This is a genomic window from Pseudomonas sp. P42 (genome assembly GCF_017973755.1).
In the GTDB taxonomy this organism is placed as follows: domain Bacteria; phylum Pseudomonadota; class Gammaproteobacteria; order Pseudomonadales; family Pseudomonadaceae; genus Aquipseudomonas; species Aquipseudomonas iridis.
The window spans coordinates 660,818-677,765 of record NZ_JACOPU010000001.1 but is presented as its reverse complement, the minus strand read 5'-3'; the positions used below and the strand labels follow the sequence as shown (position 1 = coordinate 677,765).

Here is a 16,948-nt window from a genome sequence, read left to right as displayed (position 1 = left end):
TTCCTTGAATTCGGGGTTCAGAGGCGTTCGATGATGGTGGCAATGCCCATGCCGCCGCCGACGCACAGCGTCGCCAGGCCATAGCGCAGGCGCCGGGTTTCCAGTTCATCGAGCAAGGTGCCGAGGATCGCGCACCCGGTGGCGCCGAGCGGATGGCCCATCGCGATGGAGCCGCCGTTGACGTTGACCTTGTCCGGATCGACGGCCATGTCCTTGATGAACTTCAACACCACCGAAGCAAACGCTTCGTTGACCTCGAACAGGTCGATGTCCTCCACGCGCAGGCCAGCCTTCGCCAGTGCCTTGCGGGTGGCCGGCGCGGGGCCCGTGAGCATGATGGTTGGATCAGTGCTGGTCACCGCCGTGGCGACAATCCGCGCCCGTGGCTGCAAGCCCAGCGCCCGGCCCTTGGCCTCGGAACCGATCAGCATCAGCGCCGCGCCATCGACGATCCCGGAACTGTTGCCAGGTGTATGTACGTGATTGATCCGTTCGACATGGCTGTAAACCCGCAGCGCTGTCGCGTCGAAACCCATCTGCCCCATCATTTCGAAACTCGGCTTGAGCTTGGCCAAACCTTCCAGGGTCGACTCGGCACGAATGAATTCATCTTGATCGAGCAGGATGACGCCGTTCTGATCCTGCACCGGCACCAGTGATTTGTTGAACGAGCCATCGGCCCGTGCCCGTGCCGCTTTCTGTTGCGAGTGCAGCGCGTAGGCATCGACATCCTGACGGCTGAAGCCTTCAAGGGTGGCGATCAGGTCGGCGCCGATACCTTGCGGAGTGAAGTGACCCTGCAGGTTGGTTTGCGGATCCAGCGCCCAGGCGCCGCCGTCGCTGCCCATCGGCACGCGTGACATCGACTCGACGCCGCCGACCACCACCAGGTCTTCGAATCCCGAACGCACTTTCATCGCGCCGAGGTTCACCGCTTCCAGACCCGAGGCGCAGAAACGGTTGATCTGCACGCCCGCCACGCTGACGTCCCAATCGGCCACTTGCACGGCGGTTTTGGCGATGTCCGAGCCTTGATCGCCAATCGGCGTGACGCAGCCCAGCACCACGTCATCGACCTGGCTGGTGTCCAGCGCCGTGCGCTGTTGCAACGCAGTCAGCAGGCCGGCCACCAGAGTGACCGGTTTGACGCTGTGCAGGGCACCATCAGCCTTGCCTTTGCCGCGCGGCGTGCGTAATGCATCGAAAATCAAAGCTTGGGTCATGACGTCCTCGAACCTGTGCGGTGAGTGAATTCTTGTGCTCCCACTCTTGGCCTGCGCGCTCAAGGATTCAATGACCACAGCGCTCAATGGTGTTGACGCGCACGCTCAGACGGACGGTCATCAGGCATCGGGTGAACCGGTTCAGGTCGGCGAGTTGTCTAGCAAGCGGGCGGCGACGGAGCTGGCAATACGCCTCATACCTTTTTAATCGCTGTTAGCTGCAGCCCCATATTAAATGGATCTAAGCCAAGCGTGACGCGGGCCCTAAGGTAGAACATGTACGTCGTGGTCGTCGGGTTTTGCCGAGGCAGGCGTTCTTTAACAGGAAGTGCATCGCTTGCCGTCATGGATATGCAGGCAGGCATCAGGAAATAACAAAAAGGCGGTCAAGCCATGTTCAAACAACCGAAAGTTCGTCAAGCAGGGCTCATTCTTTTCGCCACGACACTGTTGCTGATTTTGCCGAATCTGACCAAGGTGATCGGCTGAATCAAGAAACAGTTGCTGGTTATCGCCACTGGAAAATGTCCCTGGCCCGCTACCCGGGCCAGCGTGGCTGTGCCAATCTCTGCACATTTGCACGGCATGGACGGCGATTATTTGAAAGCGCTCATTGTGTTCGGGGCCTTGCTGCTAAGCATGCCCTTGTCAGCCGCACAGCTGGATTTACAGCTGGGCGCAAACACCCGCATCTGGCAGACCGAGGAGCTACTCAAGCATCCTCAGGTACAAACCATCACGGTAAAAGACGATGTGTCCTACAAGAAGGACATGACGTATCGCGCCGTGCCCGTGGCGGCGTTGCTGGACGGAATCAAACCTGAGGATCATCTGCAAGCGGTGGCGCTGGATGGCTTTGCCGCCGAGTTGGCAGCTGCGCCGCTGCTCAACACCCAAGGCTCGCGTGCCTGGCTGGCGATTGAAGACCCCGCGCATCCGTGGCCGCCATTGTCGGCGGGCAAGCACAGCGCCGGGCCTTTCTATCTGGTGTGGACCGATCCACAGGCCGGCAACATCAGCCCTGAGCAATGGCCGTTCGAGGTCGCCAGCATCAAGCGCATGGCGCCCGTGGCTGAGCGCTTCCCGGCCCTGTTGCCGGACCCTGCGTTGAAAGCAGATGACCCTGTGAATCAGGGGTTCGCGCTGTTTCAGAAGAACTGCCTGGCCTGCCATCGCTTGAACGGCGCGGGGGATGCGCAATTTGGGCCGGATCTGAATATTCCGTACAACCCGACCGAGTATTTCGGTGCGGACTTCTTAAAGCGATACATCCGCGATCCGCAGAGTTTGCGCCAGTGGCCTCAGGCGAAGATGCCAGGGTTTTCGGCACAGGTGCTGCCAGAGGAGGATTTGCAGATGTTAGTGGGGTATCTGAAACACATGGTGGGGCGCAAGGTTAAGCACTGATCAACTGTTCCGCACAAAACCCTGTAGGAGCTGCGGCACGCTGCGATCTTTTGATCCTGTTTTAAAGATCAAAAGATCGCAGCGTGCCGCAGCTACTACAGGAGATTTGTGTGAATCCTACTGCTGTTGGACAGAGATCACTGGGGTAGGCGATACGAACACCTTCGCATGCATCTGCTCGCACCCACCGCCCCGGCGCATCCCGCGCACCGGGCAGGCGTCCAGATAATCCAGACCCACCGCCAGCTTCAGGTGTCGCTCCGGTCGCGCCAGCTCATTGGTCACGTCAAAACTGTACCAGGCGTCATCCAGCCAGGCTTCGGCCCAAGCGTGGCTGGCCAGGTGTTCGCAATCCTCGCTGTACAGATACCCCGAGACATACCGCGAGGGAATCCCGAGACTGCGTGCGCACGCCAGAAACGCATGAGTGTGATCCTGGCAGACGCCCGCCCGTCCGGCGAAGGCTTGCATGGCACTGGTGTCGACCGCGGTAGAACCGGGCGTATAGGTCATGTGCTGATTCAGACCGTGCATCAAATCGATGAGTGCCGTGCGGTCGCGGCGTTGCTTGCAGGATTTTTCCGCAAACCCGCGCAGTGCCTCGTCAGCCTCGGTCAACCGGGTAAAGCGCAGAAACGGTAGCGCCGACTGGCTCTCGTGTTCGGCCTCGCGCAATTCGTCGATATCAACCTGACCACGCGCACCAATGATGATCGCTTCATGTGGCTCGTCCATGGTCAGCACATGCAGGATGTTGCCGAACGGATCGAGTTGCGCGCGCACCGGGCGCGGCAGGTCGAGCTGCCAGCTCAGCACGTGTTGACGCTCGCTGTCGTGTGGGGTCAGCCGCAGGTACTGGATGCTCGCCCGCACCTGATCCTCGTAGTGATAGGTGGTCTCGTGGCTAATCGAAAGTCTCATGCAGCCTCCAGGTAGGAACTGTGAATGGCGTTACCCAACTGGCGCACCAGCGGGATGAATTCTGTCAGCCAGGCGTGCAGGCCTTCCTCGAGAATTTCGTTGATGCCGGTGTAGCGCAGGCGCGCGTCCATTTCTGCGGCGAGGCGCTGGGCCGGTCGCCCGTTGGCACCGGGCAACTGCGCGAGAATCTGGTCGATCTCCTCGGTGCAGGCACGCAGCGAACGCGGTACGTCGGCACGCAACAGCAGCAGCTCGGCGACATGCCGGGCCCCCGGAGCGTCACGATAGATTTCGGTGTAAGCCTCGAATGATGACAACGCTCGCAGCAACGCACTCCACTGGTAATACGCGTGGGCAGTGCCGTCACTGACAGCTTCGGCCTGATCGCCGGCCATTTCGTAGCGCGCATCGAGCAGCCGCAACGTGTTGTCCGCGCGCTCGATAAAGGTGCCCAGACGAATAAAACGAAACGCATCGTTACGCATGATCGTGCCGTAGGACGCACCGCGGAACAGGTGCGAACGCTCCTTGATCCACTCGCAGAAACGACTCATGCCATAACGGCTGAGACCCTGCTCGGCGATCCCGCGAATTTCCAGCCACGTGGCGTTGATGTTTTCCCACATGTCCGCAGTGATGCGCCCACGCACCGCATGAGCACTGGCCCGCGCCGCGCCGAGGCAGCTGTAGATGCTCGCCGGATTGGCCGCATCAAGGGCGAAGAAATGCAGCAGGCGTTCGGCATGCAGCGCGCCGTGACGCTCCAGATAATCGTCAAGCGTGCCGGTGATCAACAGTGGCATCGCCAGTTCGTGCAGACCGTCGCCGCGGCCGTCCTGCGGCATCAGCGACAGCGAATAACTGATGTCGAGCATCCGTGCGAGGTTTTCCGCCCGCTCCAGGTAACGCGACATCCAATACAGATCCGAGGCAGTTCTACTTAACATGGCAAGCTTCCTTCAATCCTCGACCACCCAGGTGTCCTTGGTTCCGCCGCCCTGGGAGGAATTCACCACCAGAGAGCCTTCACGCAGCGCGACACGGGTCAAACCACCGGGTACGACCCGGGTTTCGCGCCCCGACAAGACAAACGGGCGCAAGTCGATATGACGTGGCGCAATGCCGTTTTCGACAAAAGTCGGGCAGGTCGACAGTGACAGCGTCGGTTGTGCGATATAGGCGTGAGGTTTGGCCTTGATCCGCTCACGAAAGGCGTCGATTTCCGCCTTCGTCGACGCCGGCCCCACCAACATCCCGTAACCGCCGGAGCCCTGGGTTTCCTTGACCACCAAATCTGGAAGATTGGCCAGCACGTGGGAAAGTTCAGACGGGTTGCGGCATTGCCAGGTCGGCACGTTTTTCAGGATCGGTTCTTCATCGAGATAAAAACGGATCATGTCGGTGACAAACGGGTAGACCGATTTGTCATCCGCCACGCCGGTGCCGATGGCGTTGGCCAGCACCACATTGCCGGAGCGATAGGACGACAGCAGTCCCGGCACACCGAGCATCGAGTCCGGGTTGAACGCCAGCGGATCGAGAAACGCATCGTCGAGACGGCGGTAAATCACGTCCACGGCTTTAGGGCCGTCGGTGGTGCGCATGAAGACCTTGTCGTCACGCACGAACAGATCCGCGCCCTCCACCAGTTCAACACCCATCTCTCGCGCCAGAAACGCATGCTCGAAAAACGCACTATTGAAGCGCCCGGGCGTCAGCACCACCACGCTGGGGTCGTCGATGGGGCTGGAGCTTTTAAGGGTGTCGAGCAACAGGTTCGGATAATGGTCGATCGGCGCAATGCGCTGGGCGGCGAACAGTTCCGGGAACAGGCGCATCATCATTTTGCGGTCTTCGAGCATGTAGCTCACGCCGCTCGGGGTACGCAAATTGTCTTCGAGCACGTAATAGGTGCCGTCGCCATCGCGCACCAGATCGACGCCGGAAATATGCGAGTAGATGTCGCGGTGCAGATCCAGCCCCTGCATCGCCAACTGATACTGCTCGTTGGCCAGCACCTGCTCGGCGGGAATGATCCCGGCCTTGATGATGCGCTGCTCGTGATAGAGATCGGCGAGGAACATGTTCAACGCCTTGACCCGCTGAATGCAGCCGCGCTCGACGATCCGCCATTCGCTGGCGGGAATGCTGCGCGGAATGGTGTCGAAAGGAATCAGGCGCTCTGTGCCCTGCTCGTCCCCATAGAGCGTGAAAGTAATCCCGGCGCGATGGAACAGCAGATCGGCCTCGCGTCGCCGTTGTGCCAGCAGCTCATCAGGCGTGTCGGCCAGCCAACGGGCAAATTCCCGGTAATGCGGGCGAACCTGGCCGCCGGCATCGTACATCTCATCAAAATAGGTGCGGATCATGCCGTACTCCTTGTCACCCGGACCTACAGGCCTTCGCAAGGCCCGTGCCATCGGCATAAACGCTTTGATATCAATCGGTTGGATATTCACGTCGCAGGCGCCGCACCATTCCTGTGCGGCAAATGCCCCCACCTGATCGCCCCCGCTTCATTGCGACGCACTGCATCGCCTATCACCAGCATAGTCAGAGTTGATTTCACTGCTCGGCGTCAGCTACGGATAATCCGCGCATTCGCTGAACAAACTCCTACGCAGAAGTCTTCAGCCCCACTGATCCGCACTGCCAACGCAGCCGCAAAGCCTTGACCCTGACCGGTTTCCTCTCCTTATCGGTCTTCCCTTTAGCCACCCTCTCCGGTGGCTTTTTTTTGCCTGTTTGAAACGTTTTGAAAGCAAAAGCAAAAGATCGCAGCCTTCGGCAGCTCCTACAGGTGACGGGTTGCAGGAGATGCCGAAGGCTGCGATCTTTTGATTGTCAAAAACAACAACGGCCGACCCAAAGGCCAGCCGTTGCTTACGTTCAGGCATGAGATCAGTTCAGACGGTAGCGACTGCGCACCTCCTGCTTCACGCCCCAGCCCTCGATGATGCCGCCCAATGGCTCGACCACGGCAGAAAAGCCCTGCTCGAAATCGCCAATATCGTCATAGGTTGCGTACATCACTTTGCTTAATTCCAGAGACCACGCACCGTCGTCGCGCGCGCTGACCTGGGCATTGATGGATTCACCGCGAAATTTTCCTGCTGCCCTGCGCGCCCGCTCCTCGTCCGGGAAAATCGCGTAGAACTCGATGGGATGGAATCGGGAAAAATCGAAACCGCCTTCTTTCATGCGGCGCAGAACATTGCTGCTGATGTCTTCTTGATAGGCTGTGCTCATGAATCGTCCCCCTCGGATAGATGGATAGACTTTCCGTATTCCCGCCCCGGGCCTGACAGGCCAAAGCACTACTGCAACGTGGTTGCTGCGGGAAACAAGCATGTAGCTGACAAGACCAGACCTTAGCGATCCGTTCGCTGATCTCGCTTGCAGAGTAGCCCCAAGATAGAGCCGCTGCCAAGGCCTGGTGATTGAAGTGACAGGAAATTTTCAGACAGGAGTGATGCTGATGATTTCTATACCGTTCTGGGTTTTGAGGCTTTTGACGGCCGCATCGGGCGTACGCCCTTCCAGATCGTTGAGATCCAGTTTGGCGGCGACGGGCAGGAACCGTTCCTTGATGAGTTTGGCGGCGTGCTCGTGATTCGGGCATTCCTCGCACTCGAAGACTTCGTCGACTGATTCACCATGATCATCCACGAAAGTGACTTTCCACTTTTGCATCGGAGCCTCCTCAATCAAACCCGCAAATGGGCTTACCTCTATCTCGACTTTCGGCGTGATTGATCGTTCAAAAGGATGCAGCGCGCGACCATGAAAAAAACATCATTGACGGTGCAGATAAGCTGTTGTGGGAGCGAGCCTGCTCGCGAAGGCGATTGTCCATCCAGCAAAAGTGTTGGCTGACAGTGCGCTTTCGCGAGCAGGCTCGCACCCACAGGGGTTTGCCGTGTTCTATTAGTCGTTGCTTGGCTTGTTGATCGCCTGCAATACGTATTGAGGCATTGCAAACGCGCCGATGTGGATTTCCGGGTTGTAGTAGCGGGTGACGATGCCGCTGCCGATGAAGCGCTGTTGCAGGGTTTCGCGGCTCAGTTTGCGGTACGACGTGTTGGTCGAGCCCCAGGCGAAGGTCATCGAACCGCCGATGTAAGTCGGCACCGCCGCTTGATAGAAATGCCAGTCCGGGAACAGGCTGCGCAGGCGACCGGCAGTGGTTTTGACTTCTTCGATCTGCATGAACGGCGTGCCGTTCTGGGTCACGAGGATGCCGCCTTCGTTCAGGCAACGGTGGCAGGCCTGGTAGAAGTTTTCCGAGAACAGCACTTCGCCCGGGCCGATCGGGTCGGTGGAGTCAGAAATGATCACGTCGAATTTTTCGGTGGTAGTGGCGACGAAGCGCATGCCGTCATCGATCACCAGGTTCAGTCGTGGATCATCGTAGGCACCCTTGGAATGCTCCGGCAGAAACTCTTTGCACATCTCGACCACGGTGCCGTCGATCTCGACCATGGTGATGTGCTCGACGCCAGCGTGCTTGGTCACTTCGCGCAGCATGCCACCGTCACCACCACCGATGATCAGCACACGCTTGGCGGCGCCATGGGCGAGGATCGGTACGTGGGTGAGCATTTCGTGGTAAATGAACTCGTCGGCTTCGGTGGTCTGGATCACACCGTCAAGCGCCATGACACGGCCCATGCGCGGGTTCTGGAAGATCACCAGGTGCTGGTGTTCAGTGCGCACTTCGTGCAGCAGTTTTTCCATGCGAAAACGCTGGCCGTAGCCTTCGTACAGGGTTTCCAGGTATTCGCTGGTTTTGGTGACGGTCATGGTCAAGTGCTCCGATGAATGCGCGGGCCTGGATCGTGGAGACGATTGCCCGGGAAAGGCGCGCATTCTACGTTGCCGAAGATGACAGGTCGAACCTCACTTTATCTGCAAACCACAGAACCTTGTGGGAGCTGGCTTGCCAGCTCCCACAAGGTTCGGGATGGTTTCGAATGTAGCGGTCAGATGCGGACGTTGCCCCGCGGCCCTGCGATTGCCCAGATGATCAGGCCAAGCACTGGCAGGAGGATGATCAGCAGCACCCAGACGATTTTCATCCCGGTGGAGACGCCGCTTTTCAGCACATTGATGATGGCCCAGATATCGAGCGCAAGAATGATCAGGCCAATCAGACCGTTGAACGTGGAACCCATGGTGTCGCTCCAGAATAGTGGCATGCACTTTTAGGATAGACGGTCGCGTGCAGGGTTCCCTTTTATTGTGCTCAAACGTGAACGGCGACCTTCAAGGCTTCCAGCGAAGGCGCAGCGGCGATGCCAATTTGTGCACACAACTCGAGGACTCGCGGCACGTCATTCCCGTAGACCAGCACCACTTGCAACTCATCATCGAGCAACTGGCTGAAGTTCATCAGCGTGTAACCGCCGTTTTCCTTGTTCAGGCTGCTCATCTGCACCTGAATGCGGTTAAGGGCGGTCAGCGCTTCGGTTTTGGCCAGTTGCTTGGGCTTGAGGTTGAAGTCCACGGTCGGGCCGAACGAGGCGACGATCTGAGCGAACAGGTCGACGTAGGTGTCAGCCTGGAACAACACGGTCTCCGGCAGGCTGCCGACCACAACCCACTCACCCAGTGCGATCGGGAAAGTGTCGTCGTAGTTGATGTCCGGGTTGGCAGCCAGAAAAGCATCGGCATCGGCGTAGGCCTGCGCGGCTTCGTCGGCCACCTTCAGGATCTCGTCCTCGCCCATGCAGCCGGAGCTGATTTTGCTGATGAGTTCGACGAGCGCGGCTTTCATGAGGGCGGATCCTGTGGCGAGATGGTTTTTGAGGGCGCGGAGGATAGCGCACAAAGTAAAAGATCGTCAGCCCAGCAATTTTTCCAGCTGCACCGTGGTATCCACTGCACCCATGGTCCGGGCAGCGTCGAGCGCAGTAACGCCATTGGCATCCTTGGCTTTCGGGTCGGCGCCCTTGCTGATCAGGTAGTCAACGATTTCAACACGGTTGAACATCGCCGCCATCATCAGTGCAGTCCGGCCATCAAAGGACGAGCCTTCGATTTCCGCACCGGCTTCAACCAGTGCCTTGACCACCGCAAGATCGCCCTTGAACGCCGCACCCGCAATCGGGCTCTGGCCGTTGGCATTGCGCAACTCGGGATCAGCCTTGTGTTTAAGCAGCACCTGCACGGCATCGACATGGCCGTAATAGCTGGCAAGCATCAGCAAGGTATCGCCCTTGCTGTTTTTCAGGTTCACCGGCAGACCGGCGCTGACCAGTCGATCGAGCATCAGTGCATCACCGTCGCGCGCCTTGTTGAAAACCTGCTCGGTGAATTCGGCAGCTTCCTCAGGGGTCATCTGGCGGCTTTGGTCGGACATGGGGCAACTCCACTTCGGTCTATCGGAAAGTCGACAGTTTCCCGAGCCTGACGATAGCTGTCACCCCCTTTTTCTGAAAATTGCCCATAGCCAGAATCAATAACGATGTTTGCCCTGATGGATTTCAGCCAACACTTCATCGGTAACCTGCACGTAGGTTTGCGTGCCGGGTAGCCAGGCGAAAATCGGATCATCGCCTGTCTGGCCAGGGTCGAAGCCTTCGTTTTTCAGGCGCGTTTTCTGATATTTGAAGGTGCCGGTGGTTTCCATTTTCACCTTCACCCGCAGAAACAACGGCACCGCATAGGCCGGCAGGCGTTGCCGTGCGAATGCCAGCAATTCGGCGAAATCCAGCGTCGCCAAGGATTCAGCCGGGGTAATCGCCGCCATTCCGGCGCGGCCGTTGGTGTTGTGGATTTCCACGCCATACGCCACTGCTTCGCAAATCTGCGGATGTTGCAGCAGCAGGTTTTCGACTTCTGTGGTCGAGACGTTTTCGCCCTTCCAGCGGTAGGTGTCGCCGAGGCGATCAACAAACTGGGCATGACCGAAACCGATGTTGCGCAGCAGGTCGCCGGTGTTGAAAAAGCGATCGCCTTTGCTAAACACATCGTGCAGCACAACCTTGGCGGTCTTCTGCGGATCGGTATAACCGTCCAGTGGCGCCTTTTCGTCGATCCGCGCCAACAACAAGCCCTGCTCGCCCTTGCCGACCTTGCGCATGAAACCGTCAGCACTGCGCACCGGCTGGCCGCTGTCATGGTCGTAAGCCACCAGTTCCCAGGCCATCAGCGAAAAACCGATGGTGTTGTCGAAGTTGAGAATATTGGTGAACCCGATATTGCCGTCGCTCGCCGCATACAGCTCGCAGATGTGCTCGACGGCAAAGCGTGTCTTGAACTCGGCCCAGGCGCCGGGGCGCAAGCCGTTGCCGATCATCTTGCGCACGCCGTGACGGTTGTCGTCGGCGCTGGCCGGTTGATCGACGAGATAGCGGCACAACTCACCGACGTAACCAATGGTGGTCGCGCGATAGCGGCGCACGTCGCTCCAAAACTGACTGGCACTGAATTTACGGCGTATCGCAAAACCCGATGCGCCATTGATCGCCGAGCCCCAGCACACACACAGACCCGTGGCGTGGTACAGCGGCAAGGTGCAATAGACGACATCGTCGGGGCGCATGTTCAGCGCGATCATGCCGAAGCTGGTCGAACTGCGCATCCAGCGACCATGCTTGAACACCCCGGCCTTTGGCAGGCCGGTGGTGCCGGAGGTGTAGATGTAGAAACACGGGTCGTCGAAAAATACCTGTTGGCTACTTGGCGGATTTTCACTGGAGGCATCGACACTGGCGCTGATCAGGTTGACGTAGCCTTCGGGCGCAATGCCCGGATGGTTGCAGGTGTCCTGATCGGCAATAAACCAGCTGCGTTGCGGCGCAATCGAGACCTGATCGCGCACCGCAGCGAACGCCGGCAGCAGTTCTTCTCCGACAACAATCGCCACCGGCGTGACCAGATTCACGCTGTGAATCAGCGTGTCACGGGTCAGCGAGGTATTGAGCAGCGCGCTGACGGCACCGAGCTTGGCCAGTGCCAGAATCGTCACCAGTAACTCCGGGCGATTCTCGATAAAAACCGCGACCACATCGCCCTTGCCGATGCCCTGCTCGCTTAGATAGTGGGCGATGCGATTAGCCCACTGGTTGACCTGCGAATAGTTCAACGAAACCTCGCCCTGCAATAGCGCCGGGCCATCGGGGTTGCGCAGAGTCGCTTGTTCGAACGTCCAGCCAAGGCCACAGCTTTGGGTCGGATCCGTGACGTTGGCGACCTTCATGCCCTTGACCACTCGGGGAATGGCCTTGGCAATCATCGGCAGCTTGCGGAGCATCATGCCCCAGGTAATCGTGTCGCTTGGCGCGTGACTCATGAAAGCTCCCCGTTCGACCTTGGCGTGGTGGCCGATGTTTTTTTATTGTCGGGCTAGTGCAACCGTCGCATTCGAGCGAGGGTCGAGACTGAAAGTACGTCAGCCCTTCTCAGGCTGTACACGCGGTTTTTGCAATGTTTTGTATCCGCCCGGGCGGCGGCGATGTCGATGATTCAGAAAAGCCCGATTGGTTCCGTTAATTGCTCAATGATCCCGCAAAATGCAGGATGCACGATGGCCATTCATGCAGTTTGCACGACATCTCAAAATCATCTTATTTTTAAGCTATTGATTTATAACGATTTTATTTTTATCCGGTGCTGGCACAATCACTGCAACCTCCTATGCATGCTTGCCATTCAAGTGCATACGGAGCTGAAAAACATGAGCCTGATTCAAGAAAAATTTACCTCCCTGTTCTCCAACTTCGACGTCACCACCTCGCCGCGTCCCGATGGCGGGATTTTGCTGACCCTGCGTAGTGCCGACGGCAAAGTGTTCAAACGTGCACTGTCGTATCAGCAACTGCATGCCGGCGACCAACTGTCCTGGGCAATCAGTGCGATTCGCCGTGACCTGGCCGAACAGGCCAGCGAGTTGCCGCAAATTGCGATGCTGCAGAGCCAGCAGCGCTTTGCCCTGCCGACGTATCACTCGCTGTAAACGCTTAAGAACTCGTTAAACAAAACAGGCCGTGGAGCTTTCGCTTCACGGCCTGTTTTTTTGTGCCCGGACTTTATGCAGGGTTTTGCGTAGACGTTAGAACGCTTCCGGTTCGATGCCGGTGAAGCTGTCGACGGTAACGTGGCCCGCCAGTTCTCCGCCATCGCGGGCCAGACCGCAGGTTTTCAGGCCCGCTGACTGAGCGGCATCGAGCTCTTCGATGATGTCCGACAGAAACAGGATCTGCGCAGGTTCAACCGCGATCGCCTGTTGAATGTTCGTGTAAGACTGCGCCTCTCGTTTCGGTCCCGACGTGGTATCGAAATATCCGCTGAACAGCGGCGTCAGATCCCCTGCTTCCGAGCAGCCGAAGATCAGCTTCTGTGCCTGGATCGAGCCCGACGAGTACACAAACAGTTGATAACCGGCCGCGTGCCAGCGTTGAAGTGCTTCAACAGCATCCGGATAAACATGCCCTTTCAACTGCCCGGCCTGATAACCCTGCCCCCAGACCATGCCTTGCAACGCTTTAAGCGGCGTAGCTTTACGGTCTTCGGCAATCCAGCTCAAAAGGATTTCAACAACCCGTTCAACGTCGGCCTGCGGCTCGTTGCTGTCACGGCGTACGGCGTCGATTTGCTCTGCGACATCGGCACGCTCAGCGTTCTGGCGTACGAAGTCCGGCAGGTGTCTGGCCGCGTAAGGAAACAGTACGTCGAAAACGAAACTGACGGCGCTGGTGGTGCCTTCGATGTCGGTGAGGATGACTTTGATCGACATGGGCTCAGTCCTCCAGACGCGGGAATCGGCCGGCGATGTCTTCGCCGGTGAAATTGGCAACCCAGCCGTCCGGGTTGTTAAAAAGACGAATCGCGACAAAGTGCGGATGCTCGCCCATGTCGAACCAGTGCTTGGTGCCGGCGGGTACCGAGATCAGGTCATTCTTCTCGCAGAGTACGGCGTAGACGTAATCGTCGATGTGCATAGTAAACAGCCCACGGCCGGCGACGAAAAATCTGACTTCGTCTTCGCCGTGGCGGTGTTCTTCGAGGAACTTGGCACGCAGTTCGGCTTTTTGCGGGTGGTCGCTGTTAAGGCTGATGACGTCGACGGTGACGTAACCGCGCTCAGTCATCAGTTTGTCGATCTGCTCCTGGTAAGCGCTGATCACCTCTTCCTGCGTGGCGCCGGGCTGGATCTTCGCGGTGGCTTGCCAGCGGTTGAAGCGCACACCTTGCTCGGCCAGAGTCGAGGCGATGTCTTCGAGATGGGTCAGCACCTTGTTCGGAATGTCAGGGCTGGAAACGTGATAGACGGACAGGCTGCTCATTGGGGCAATTCCTCGGTATCGGCCTTGCCGTCCGGTTCTTGCAGACCGGTCGGGCACAGCATTTCATCAGGCAAATGGGCGACTTCGGGTGAAGTCAGCCCTGGCGGTTCATGACGCTGCGGGTTTTCAACTCGCATTCAAACAGGAATTCAAAGGCTTCGATCTGGCGCAACGCGTCGTTCATCTGCGCGCCCCAGGTGTAGAGGCCGTGACCGCGAATCAGATAACCGACGCAATCGGGATGGGCGTCGAGCCAAGGCTGCACCTTGGCAGCGAGGCGCGCAATGTCCTGGTCGTTGTCGAAAATCGGCACGCGCACCCGGGATTCATGGGTCGAGATGCCGCTGAACGCTTTCTGCAGTTCGTAGTCTTCGAACTCGATAAAGTCTTGCGGGGTCACGCGCGACAGCACCGTGGCATTGACCGAGTGAGTGTGCAGCACCGCACCGATCTCCGGGCGCCAACTATAGAGCTGGGTGTGCAGCAGAGTTTCGGCGGACGGCTTTTTGCCCGGTTCCAGGCTGTTACCGGCAAGGTCGGTGGCGAGCACATCGTCCACACCCAACTGGCCCTTGTGCTTGCCGGACACGGTCAACAACGCTTCGCTGGCCGACAGGCGCGTCGAATAATTGCTGCTGGTGGCCGGCGACCAGCCGCGACCATAAAGGAAACGCCCGGCGTCGACGATTTGCTGGGCGAGTTGTTCACGGGTAAGGCTCATGGCCTGTCCTCTTGCATACGTGTGGCAATGATAACGGCAGCAGCAAGCGCCGCGAGACTGGCAATACTAAAGGTCAATGTCGCCCCGAGGGCATTCCAGCTGTAGCCGGAATACAACGCGCCCAGCGCACCGCCGGTGCCGGCCAGTGCCGCATACAGCGCCTGGCCCTGCCCCTGTTGGCGCGCACCGAAGCTACGTTGCACGAACTGGATGGCAGCGGCGTGAAAACTGCCGAAAGTCGCCGCATGGAGAATCTGTGCGAACAGCAGCACCCAGAGAAACTCGGCGAACGAACCTAGCAGTAACCAGCGCAGGGCCGCCAGCAGAAAACTGGCCAGCAGCACCCGGCGTACTGAGAACCGCGCCAGAATCCGGCTCATGGCCATGAACATCAGCACTTCGGCGACCACACCGACCGCCCAGAGCATGCCGATCACGCCTCGTGTGTAACCGAGTTTTTCCAGGTGCAAAGTCAAAAACGTGTAATACGGGCCATGGCTCATTTGCATCAGCGCCACGCAGCCGTAAAACGCCAACACACCGGGGCTGCGCAATTGTTTGAGAAAGCCATCCCCGCCCGGTCGGTTGCCCTGCGCCGGTTGCGCGTTCGGCACCCACAAGCTGCTGAGGACAATGCCGGCCATGATCAACACCAGCGCCGCTGGGTAGATGTCGAGGCTGAGCCATTCGAACAGGCGCCCCAAAGCGACCACAGTGATGATGAAACCAATCGAGCCCCACAGGCGGATCTGGCTGTAACGCGAGGTCTGGCCCTGCAGATGCGCCAGCGTAATGACTTCGAACTGCGGCAACACCGCGTGCCAGAAGAACGCATGCAGCGCCATGACCATCGCCAACCAGGCGTAGCTCTTGCTGACGAAAATCAACGAGAACGTGAGCAACGTGCACACCGCGCCGAAACGTACGATGGCCAGGCGTTTGCCGGTGTAGTCGCCCAGCCAGCCCCAGATGTTCGGCGCCACACAGCGCATCAACATCGGGATTGCCACCAGTTCGCCGATGCGCGCGGCGCTGAATCCGAGGTGATCGAAGTACAGCGCCAGAAACGGCGCCGTCGAACCGAGCAAGGCGAAATAGAACAGATAAAAACTGGACAGCCGCCAGTAAGGAAGCGCCGCCACGCCCGTCAAGCCGCAGCGGCTTTGATATCTGCCATCAAAGCTGACGCAGCACCGGCGTGCTCACGCGCACATCGGCGTTCTGCCCACGGTGACGCAACAGGTGATCCATCAGCACGATGGCCATCATCGCCTCGGCAATCGGCGTGGCGCGGATCCCCACGCACGGGTCATGACGGCCCTTGGTGATGACATCGACCGGGTTGCCATCGACATCAATCGAACGGCCCGGGGTGGTGATGCTCGACGTTGGCTTCAACGCCAGATGCGCAACGATCGGCTGACCGGACGAGATACCGCCGAGGATGCCGCCAGCGTTGTTGCTGAGGAAACCTTGCGGTGTCATTTCATCACGATGCTCGGTGCCGCGCTGGGCAACGCAGGCGAAACCGGCGCCGATTTCCACGCCTTTGACCGCATTGATGCTCATCAGCGCGTGGGCCAGTTCGGCGTCGAGACGATCGAAAATCGGCTCGCCCAGACCCGGCATCACACCTTCAGCGACCACGGTGATTTTCGCTCCGACCGAGTCCTGATCACGGCGCAACTGGTCCATGTAGGCTTCCAGCTCGGGGACTTTATCCGGGTCGGGGCTGAAGAAAGCGTTCTCCTCAACCGAATCCCAGGTCTTGAACGGGATTTCGATCGGGCCGAGCTGACTCATGTAGCCACGAATGACGATGCCCTGAGTGGCGAGGAATTTCTTCGCAATCGCCCCCGCCGCCACGCGCATCGCAGTTTCGCGCGCCGAGCTGCGGCCACCGCCACGGTAATCGCGCTCGCCGTATTTGTGGTGGTAGGTGTAATCGGCGTGGGCCGGGCGGAACAGATCCTTGATCGCCGAGTAGTCCTTGGACTTCTGGTCGGTGTTGCGGATCAGCAGGCCAATCGAGCAACCGGTGGTGCGCCCCTCGAACACGCCGGAAAGGATTTCGACTTCGTCGGGCTCTTGGCGCTGGGTGGTGTGGCGGCTGGTGCCGGGCTTGCGGCGATCAAGGTCGCGCTGCAAGTCTTCGACAGAAATCTCCAGGCCCGGCGGGCAGCCGTCGACAATGGCGACCAACGCCGGACCATGGCTTTCGCCAGCGGTGGTGACAGAGAACAACTTGCCGTAGGTATTGCCGGACATGCAGGACGCTCCGTGAAATCAAACCCAAATTCGTGATGCGCGCCAGTATACGCAGGCTAACCGAGTAGTTCATCCTCGAACCTTAGTGGTGCTGGCGAGTCCAACCGGCATCTTGGCGA

At 58.9% G+C, this 16,948-nt stretch carries 18 protein-coding genes; 2 read left to right on the top strand and 16 right to left on the bottom strand.

From position 1 onward, the window contains the following. Window positions 1–17: 17 nt before the first annotated feature. Window positions 18–1,223 (bottom strand): acetyl-CoA C-acetyltransferase, encoded by a 1,206-nt coding sequence (locus H8B20_RS03255; RefSeq protein WP_210622326.1) that lies wholly within the window; start codon window positions 1,221–1,223, stop codon window positions 18–20. Between the two features lie 585 nt (window positions 1,224–1,808). Here H8B20_RS03255 and H8B20_RS03250 point away from each other — a divergent pair. Further along, window positions 1,809–2,630 carry a c-type cytochrome gene (locus tag H8B20_RS03250; RefSeq protein WP_210622519.1) on the top strand — a complete coding sequence of 274 codons (822 nt, stop codon included), beginning with the start codon at window positions 1,809–1,811 and terminating at the stop codon, window positions 2,628–2,630. 117 nt (window positions 2,631–2,747) lie between these two features. On the opposite strand, the gene H8B20_RS03245 is transcribed toward H8B20_RS03250, so the two are convergent. The 10 genes from H8B20_RS03245 to H8B20_RS03200 all read right to left on the bottom strand — a co-directional run bounded on the left by H8B20_RS03245 (window position 2,748) and on the right by H8B20_RS03200 (window position 11,847). Beyond that, window positions 2,748–3,551: a transglutaminase family protein gene (locus H8B20_RS03245; RefSeq protein WP_042558462.1), complete on the bottom strand. Its 804-nt coding sequence runs from the start codon at window positions 3,549–3,551 to the stop codon at window positions 2,748–2,750. Then, the gene (locus tag H8B20_RS03240) at window positions 3,548–4,498 is read right to left on the bottom strand and encodes an alpha-E domain-containing protein (protein ID WP_007914063.1); all 951 of its coding nucleotides are present in this window, start codon (window positions 4,496–4,498) and stop codon (window positions 3,548–3,550) included. The genes H8B20_RS03245 and H8B20_RS03240 overlap by 4 nt, the downstream gene beginning before the upstream one ends. Window positions 4,499–4,510: 12 nt before the next feature. Continuing rightward, entirely contained in the window at window positions 4,511–5,920 is a 1,410-nt protein-coding gene (locus H8B20_RS03235) for a circularly permuted type 2 ATP-grasp protein (RefSeq protein WP_007914061.1), read from the bottom strand. 532 nt (window positions 5,921–6,452) lie between these two features. Then, window positions 6,453–6,800 (bottom strand): ribonuclease E inhibitor RraB, encoded by a 348-nt coding sequence (locus tag H8B20_RS03230; RefSeq protein ID WP_042558460.1) that lies wholly within the window; start codon window positions 6,798–6,800, stop codon window positions 6,453–6,455. A 210-nt stretch (window positions 6,801–7,010) separates the two neighbouring features. Further along, window positions 7,011–7,244, bottom strand: coding sequence for a hypothetical protein (locus tag H8B20_RS03225; RefSeq protein ID WP_200610606.1), 234 nt, complete (start codon window positions 7,242–7,244; stop codon window positions 7,011–7,013). A gap of 234 nt (window positions 7,245–7,478) precedes the next feature. Beyond that, on the bottom strand, window positions 7,479–8,354 hold the full coding sequence (speE, locus tag H8B20_RS03220; RefSeq protein ID WP_042558458.1) for a polyamine aminopropyltransferase: 876 nt from the start codon (window positions 8,352–8,354) through the stop codon (window positions 7,479–7,481). A 179-nt stretch (window positions 8,355–8,533) separates the two neighbouring features. Next, the gene (locus tag H8B20_RS03215; protein ID WP_042558457.1) at window positions 8,534–8,725 is read right to left on the bottom strand and encodes a PLDc N-terminal domain-containing protein; all 192 of its coding nucleotides are present in this window, start codon (window positions 8,723–8,725) and stop codon (window positions 8,534–8,536) included. A 71-nt stretch (window positions 8,726–8,796) separates the two neighbouring features. After that, window positions 8,797–9,327, bottom strand: coding sequence for a hypothetical protein (locus tag H8B20_RS03210; RefSeq protein WP_150596954.1), 531 nt, complete (start codon window positions 9,325–9,327; stop codon window positions 8,797–8,799). Between the two features lie 66 nt (window positions 9,328–9,393). After that, window positions 9,394–9,912 (bottom strand): ankyrin repeat domain-containing protein, encoded by a 519-nt coding sequence (locus H8B20_RS03205; protein WP_210622325.1) that lies wholly within the window; start codon window positions 9,910–9,912, stop codon window positions 9,394–9,396. Between the two features lie 96 nt (window positions 9,913–10,008). Continuing rightward, the gene (locus H8B20_RS03200) at window positions 10,009–11,847 is read right to left on the bottom strand and encodes a long-chain-acyl-CoA synthetase (protein WP_210622324.1); all 1,839 of its coding nucleotides are present in this window, start codon (window positions 11,845–11,847) and stop codon (window positions 10,009–10,011) included. Between the two features lie 384 nt (window positions 11,848–12,231). Here H8B20_RS03200 and H8B20_RS03195 point away from each other — a divergent pair, with 384 nt between their 5' ends. Continuing rightward, a complete protein-coding gene (locus H8B20_RS03195; protein WP_042558453.1) occupies window positions 12,232–12,510 on the top strand; it encodes a DUF3509 domain-containing protein in 279 nt (92 codons plus the stop codon). A 96-nt stretch (window positions 12,511–12,606) separates the two neighbouring features. Here the strand turns inward: H8B20_RS03195 and mtnC are convergent, their stop codons facing one another. The 5 genes from mtnC to aroC form a co-directional block, all read right to left on the bottom strand. Continuing rightward, the gene (mtnC, locus tag H8B20_RS03190) at window positions 12,607–13,290 is read right to left on the bottom strand and encodes an acireductone synthase (protein ID WP_210622323.1); all 684 of its coding nucleotides are present in this window, start codon (window positions 13,288–13,290) and stop codon (window positions 12,607–12,609) included. 4 nt (window positions 13,291–13,294) lie between these two features. Next, window positions 13,295–13,840 (bottom strand): 1,2-dihydroxy-3-keto-5-methylthiopentene dioxygenase, encoded by a 546-nt coding sequence (locus tag H8B20_RS03185; protein WP_210622322.1) that lies wholly within the window; start codon window positions 13,838–13,840, stop codon window positions 13,295–13,297. A gap of 94 nt (window positions 13,841–13,934) precedes the next feature. Continuing rightward, window positions 13,935–14,561, bottom strand: a complete 627-nt coding sequence (locus H8B20_RS03180; RefSeq protein WP_210622321.1) for a methylthioribulose 1-phosphate dehydratase — start codon at window positions 14,559–14,561, stop codon at window positions 13,935–13,937. Next, window positions 14,558–15,703 (bottom strand): MFS transporter, encoded by a 1,146-nt coding sequence (locus H8B20_RS03175; RefSeq protein ID WP_042558449.1) that lies wholly within the window; start codon window positions 15,701–15,703, stop codon window positions 14,558–14,560. Before H8B20_RS03175 ends, H8B20_RS03180 begins: the two co-directional genes overlap by 4 nt. A 34-nt stretch (window positions 15,704–15,737) precedes the next feature. After that, the gene (gene aroC, locus H8B20_RS03170) at window positions 15,738–16,829 is read right to left on the bottom strand and encodes a chorismate synthase (RefSeq protein ID WP_210622320.1); all 1,092 of its coding nucleotides are present in this window, start codon (window positions 16,827–16,829) and stop codon (window positions 15,738–15,740) included. Window positions 16,830–16,948: the final 119 nt, after the last annotated feature.

Coding starts and splice junctions, on each gene's coding strand:
- H8B20_RS03255 (WP_210622326.1), bottom strand. CDS start 1,223: ATGACCCAAGCTTTGATTTTCGATGCATTACGCACGCCGCGCGGCAAA.
- H8B20_RS03250 (WP_210622519.1), top strand. CDS start 1,809: ATGGACGGCGATTATTTGAAAGCGCTCATTGTGTTCGGGGCCTTGCTG.
- H8B20_RS03245 (WP_042558462.1), bottom strand. CDS start 3,551: ATGAGACTTTCGATTAGCCACGAGACCACCTATCACTACGAGGATCAG.
- H8B20_RS03240 (WP_007914063.1), bottom strand. CDS start 4,498: ATGTTAAGTAGAACTGCCTCGGATCTGTATTGGATGTCGCGTTACCTG.
- H8B20_RS03235 (WP_007914061.1), bottom strand. CDS start 5,920: ATGATCCGCACCTATTTTGATGAGATGTACGATGCCGGCGGCCAGGTT.
- H8B20_RS03230 (WP_042558460.1), bottom strand. CDS start 6,800: ATGAGCACAGCCTATCAAGAAGACATCAGCAGCAATGTTCTGCGCCGC.
- H8B20_RS03225 (WP_200610606.1), bottom strand. CDS start 7,244: ATGCAAAAGTGGAAAGTCACTTTCGTGGATGATCATGGTGAATCAGTC.
- speE (WP_042558458.1), bottom strand. CDS start 8,354: ATGACCGTCACCAAAACCAGCGAATACCTGGAAACCCTGTACGAAGGC.
- H8B20_RS03215 (WP_042558457.1), bottom strand. CDS start 8,725: ATGGGTTCCACGTTCAACGGTCTGATTGGCCTGATCATTCTTGCGCTC.
- H8B20_RS03210 (WP_150596954.1), bottom strand. CDS start 9,327: ATGAAAGCCGCGCTCGTCGAACTCATCAGCAAAATCAGCTCCGGCTGC.
- H8B20_RS03205 (WP_210622325.1), bottom strand. CDS start 9,912: ATGTCCGACCAAAGCCGCCAGATGACCCCTGAGGAAGCTGCCGAATTC.
- H8B20_RS03200 (WP_210622324.1), bottom strand. CDS start 11,847: ATGAGTCACGCGCCAAGCGACACGATTACCTGGGGCATGATGCTCCGC.
- H8B20_RS03195 (WP_042558453.1), top strand. CDS start 12,232: ATGAGCCTGATTCAAGAAAAATTTACCTCCCTGTTCTCCAACTTCGAC.
- mtnC (WP_210622323.1), bottom strand. CDS start 13,290: ATGTCGATCAAAGTCATCCTCACCGACATCGAAGGCACCACCAGCGCC.
- H8B20_RS03185 (WP_210622322.1), bottom strand. CDS start 13,840: ATGAGCAGCCTGTCCGTCTATCACGTTTCCAGCCCTGACATTCCGAAC.
- H8B20_RS03180 (WP_210622321.1), bottom strand. CDS start 14,561: ATGAGCCTTACCCGTGAACAACTCGCCCAGCAAATCGTCGACGCCGGG.
- aroC (WP_210622320.1), bottom strand. CDS start 16,829: ATGTCCGGCAATACCTACGGCAAGTTGTTCTCTGTCACCACCGCTGGC.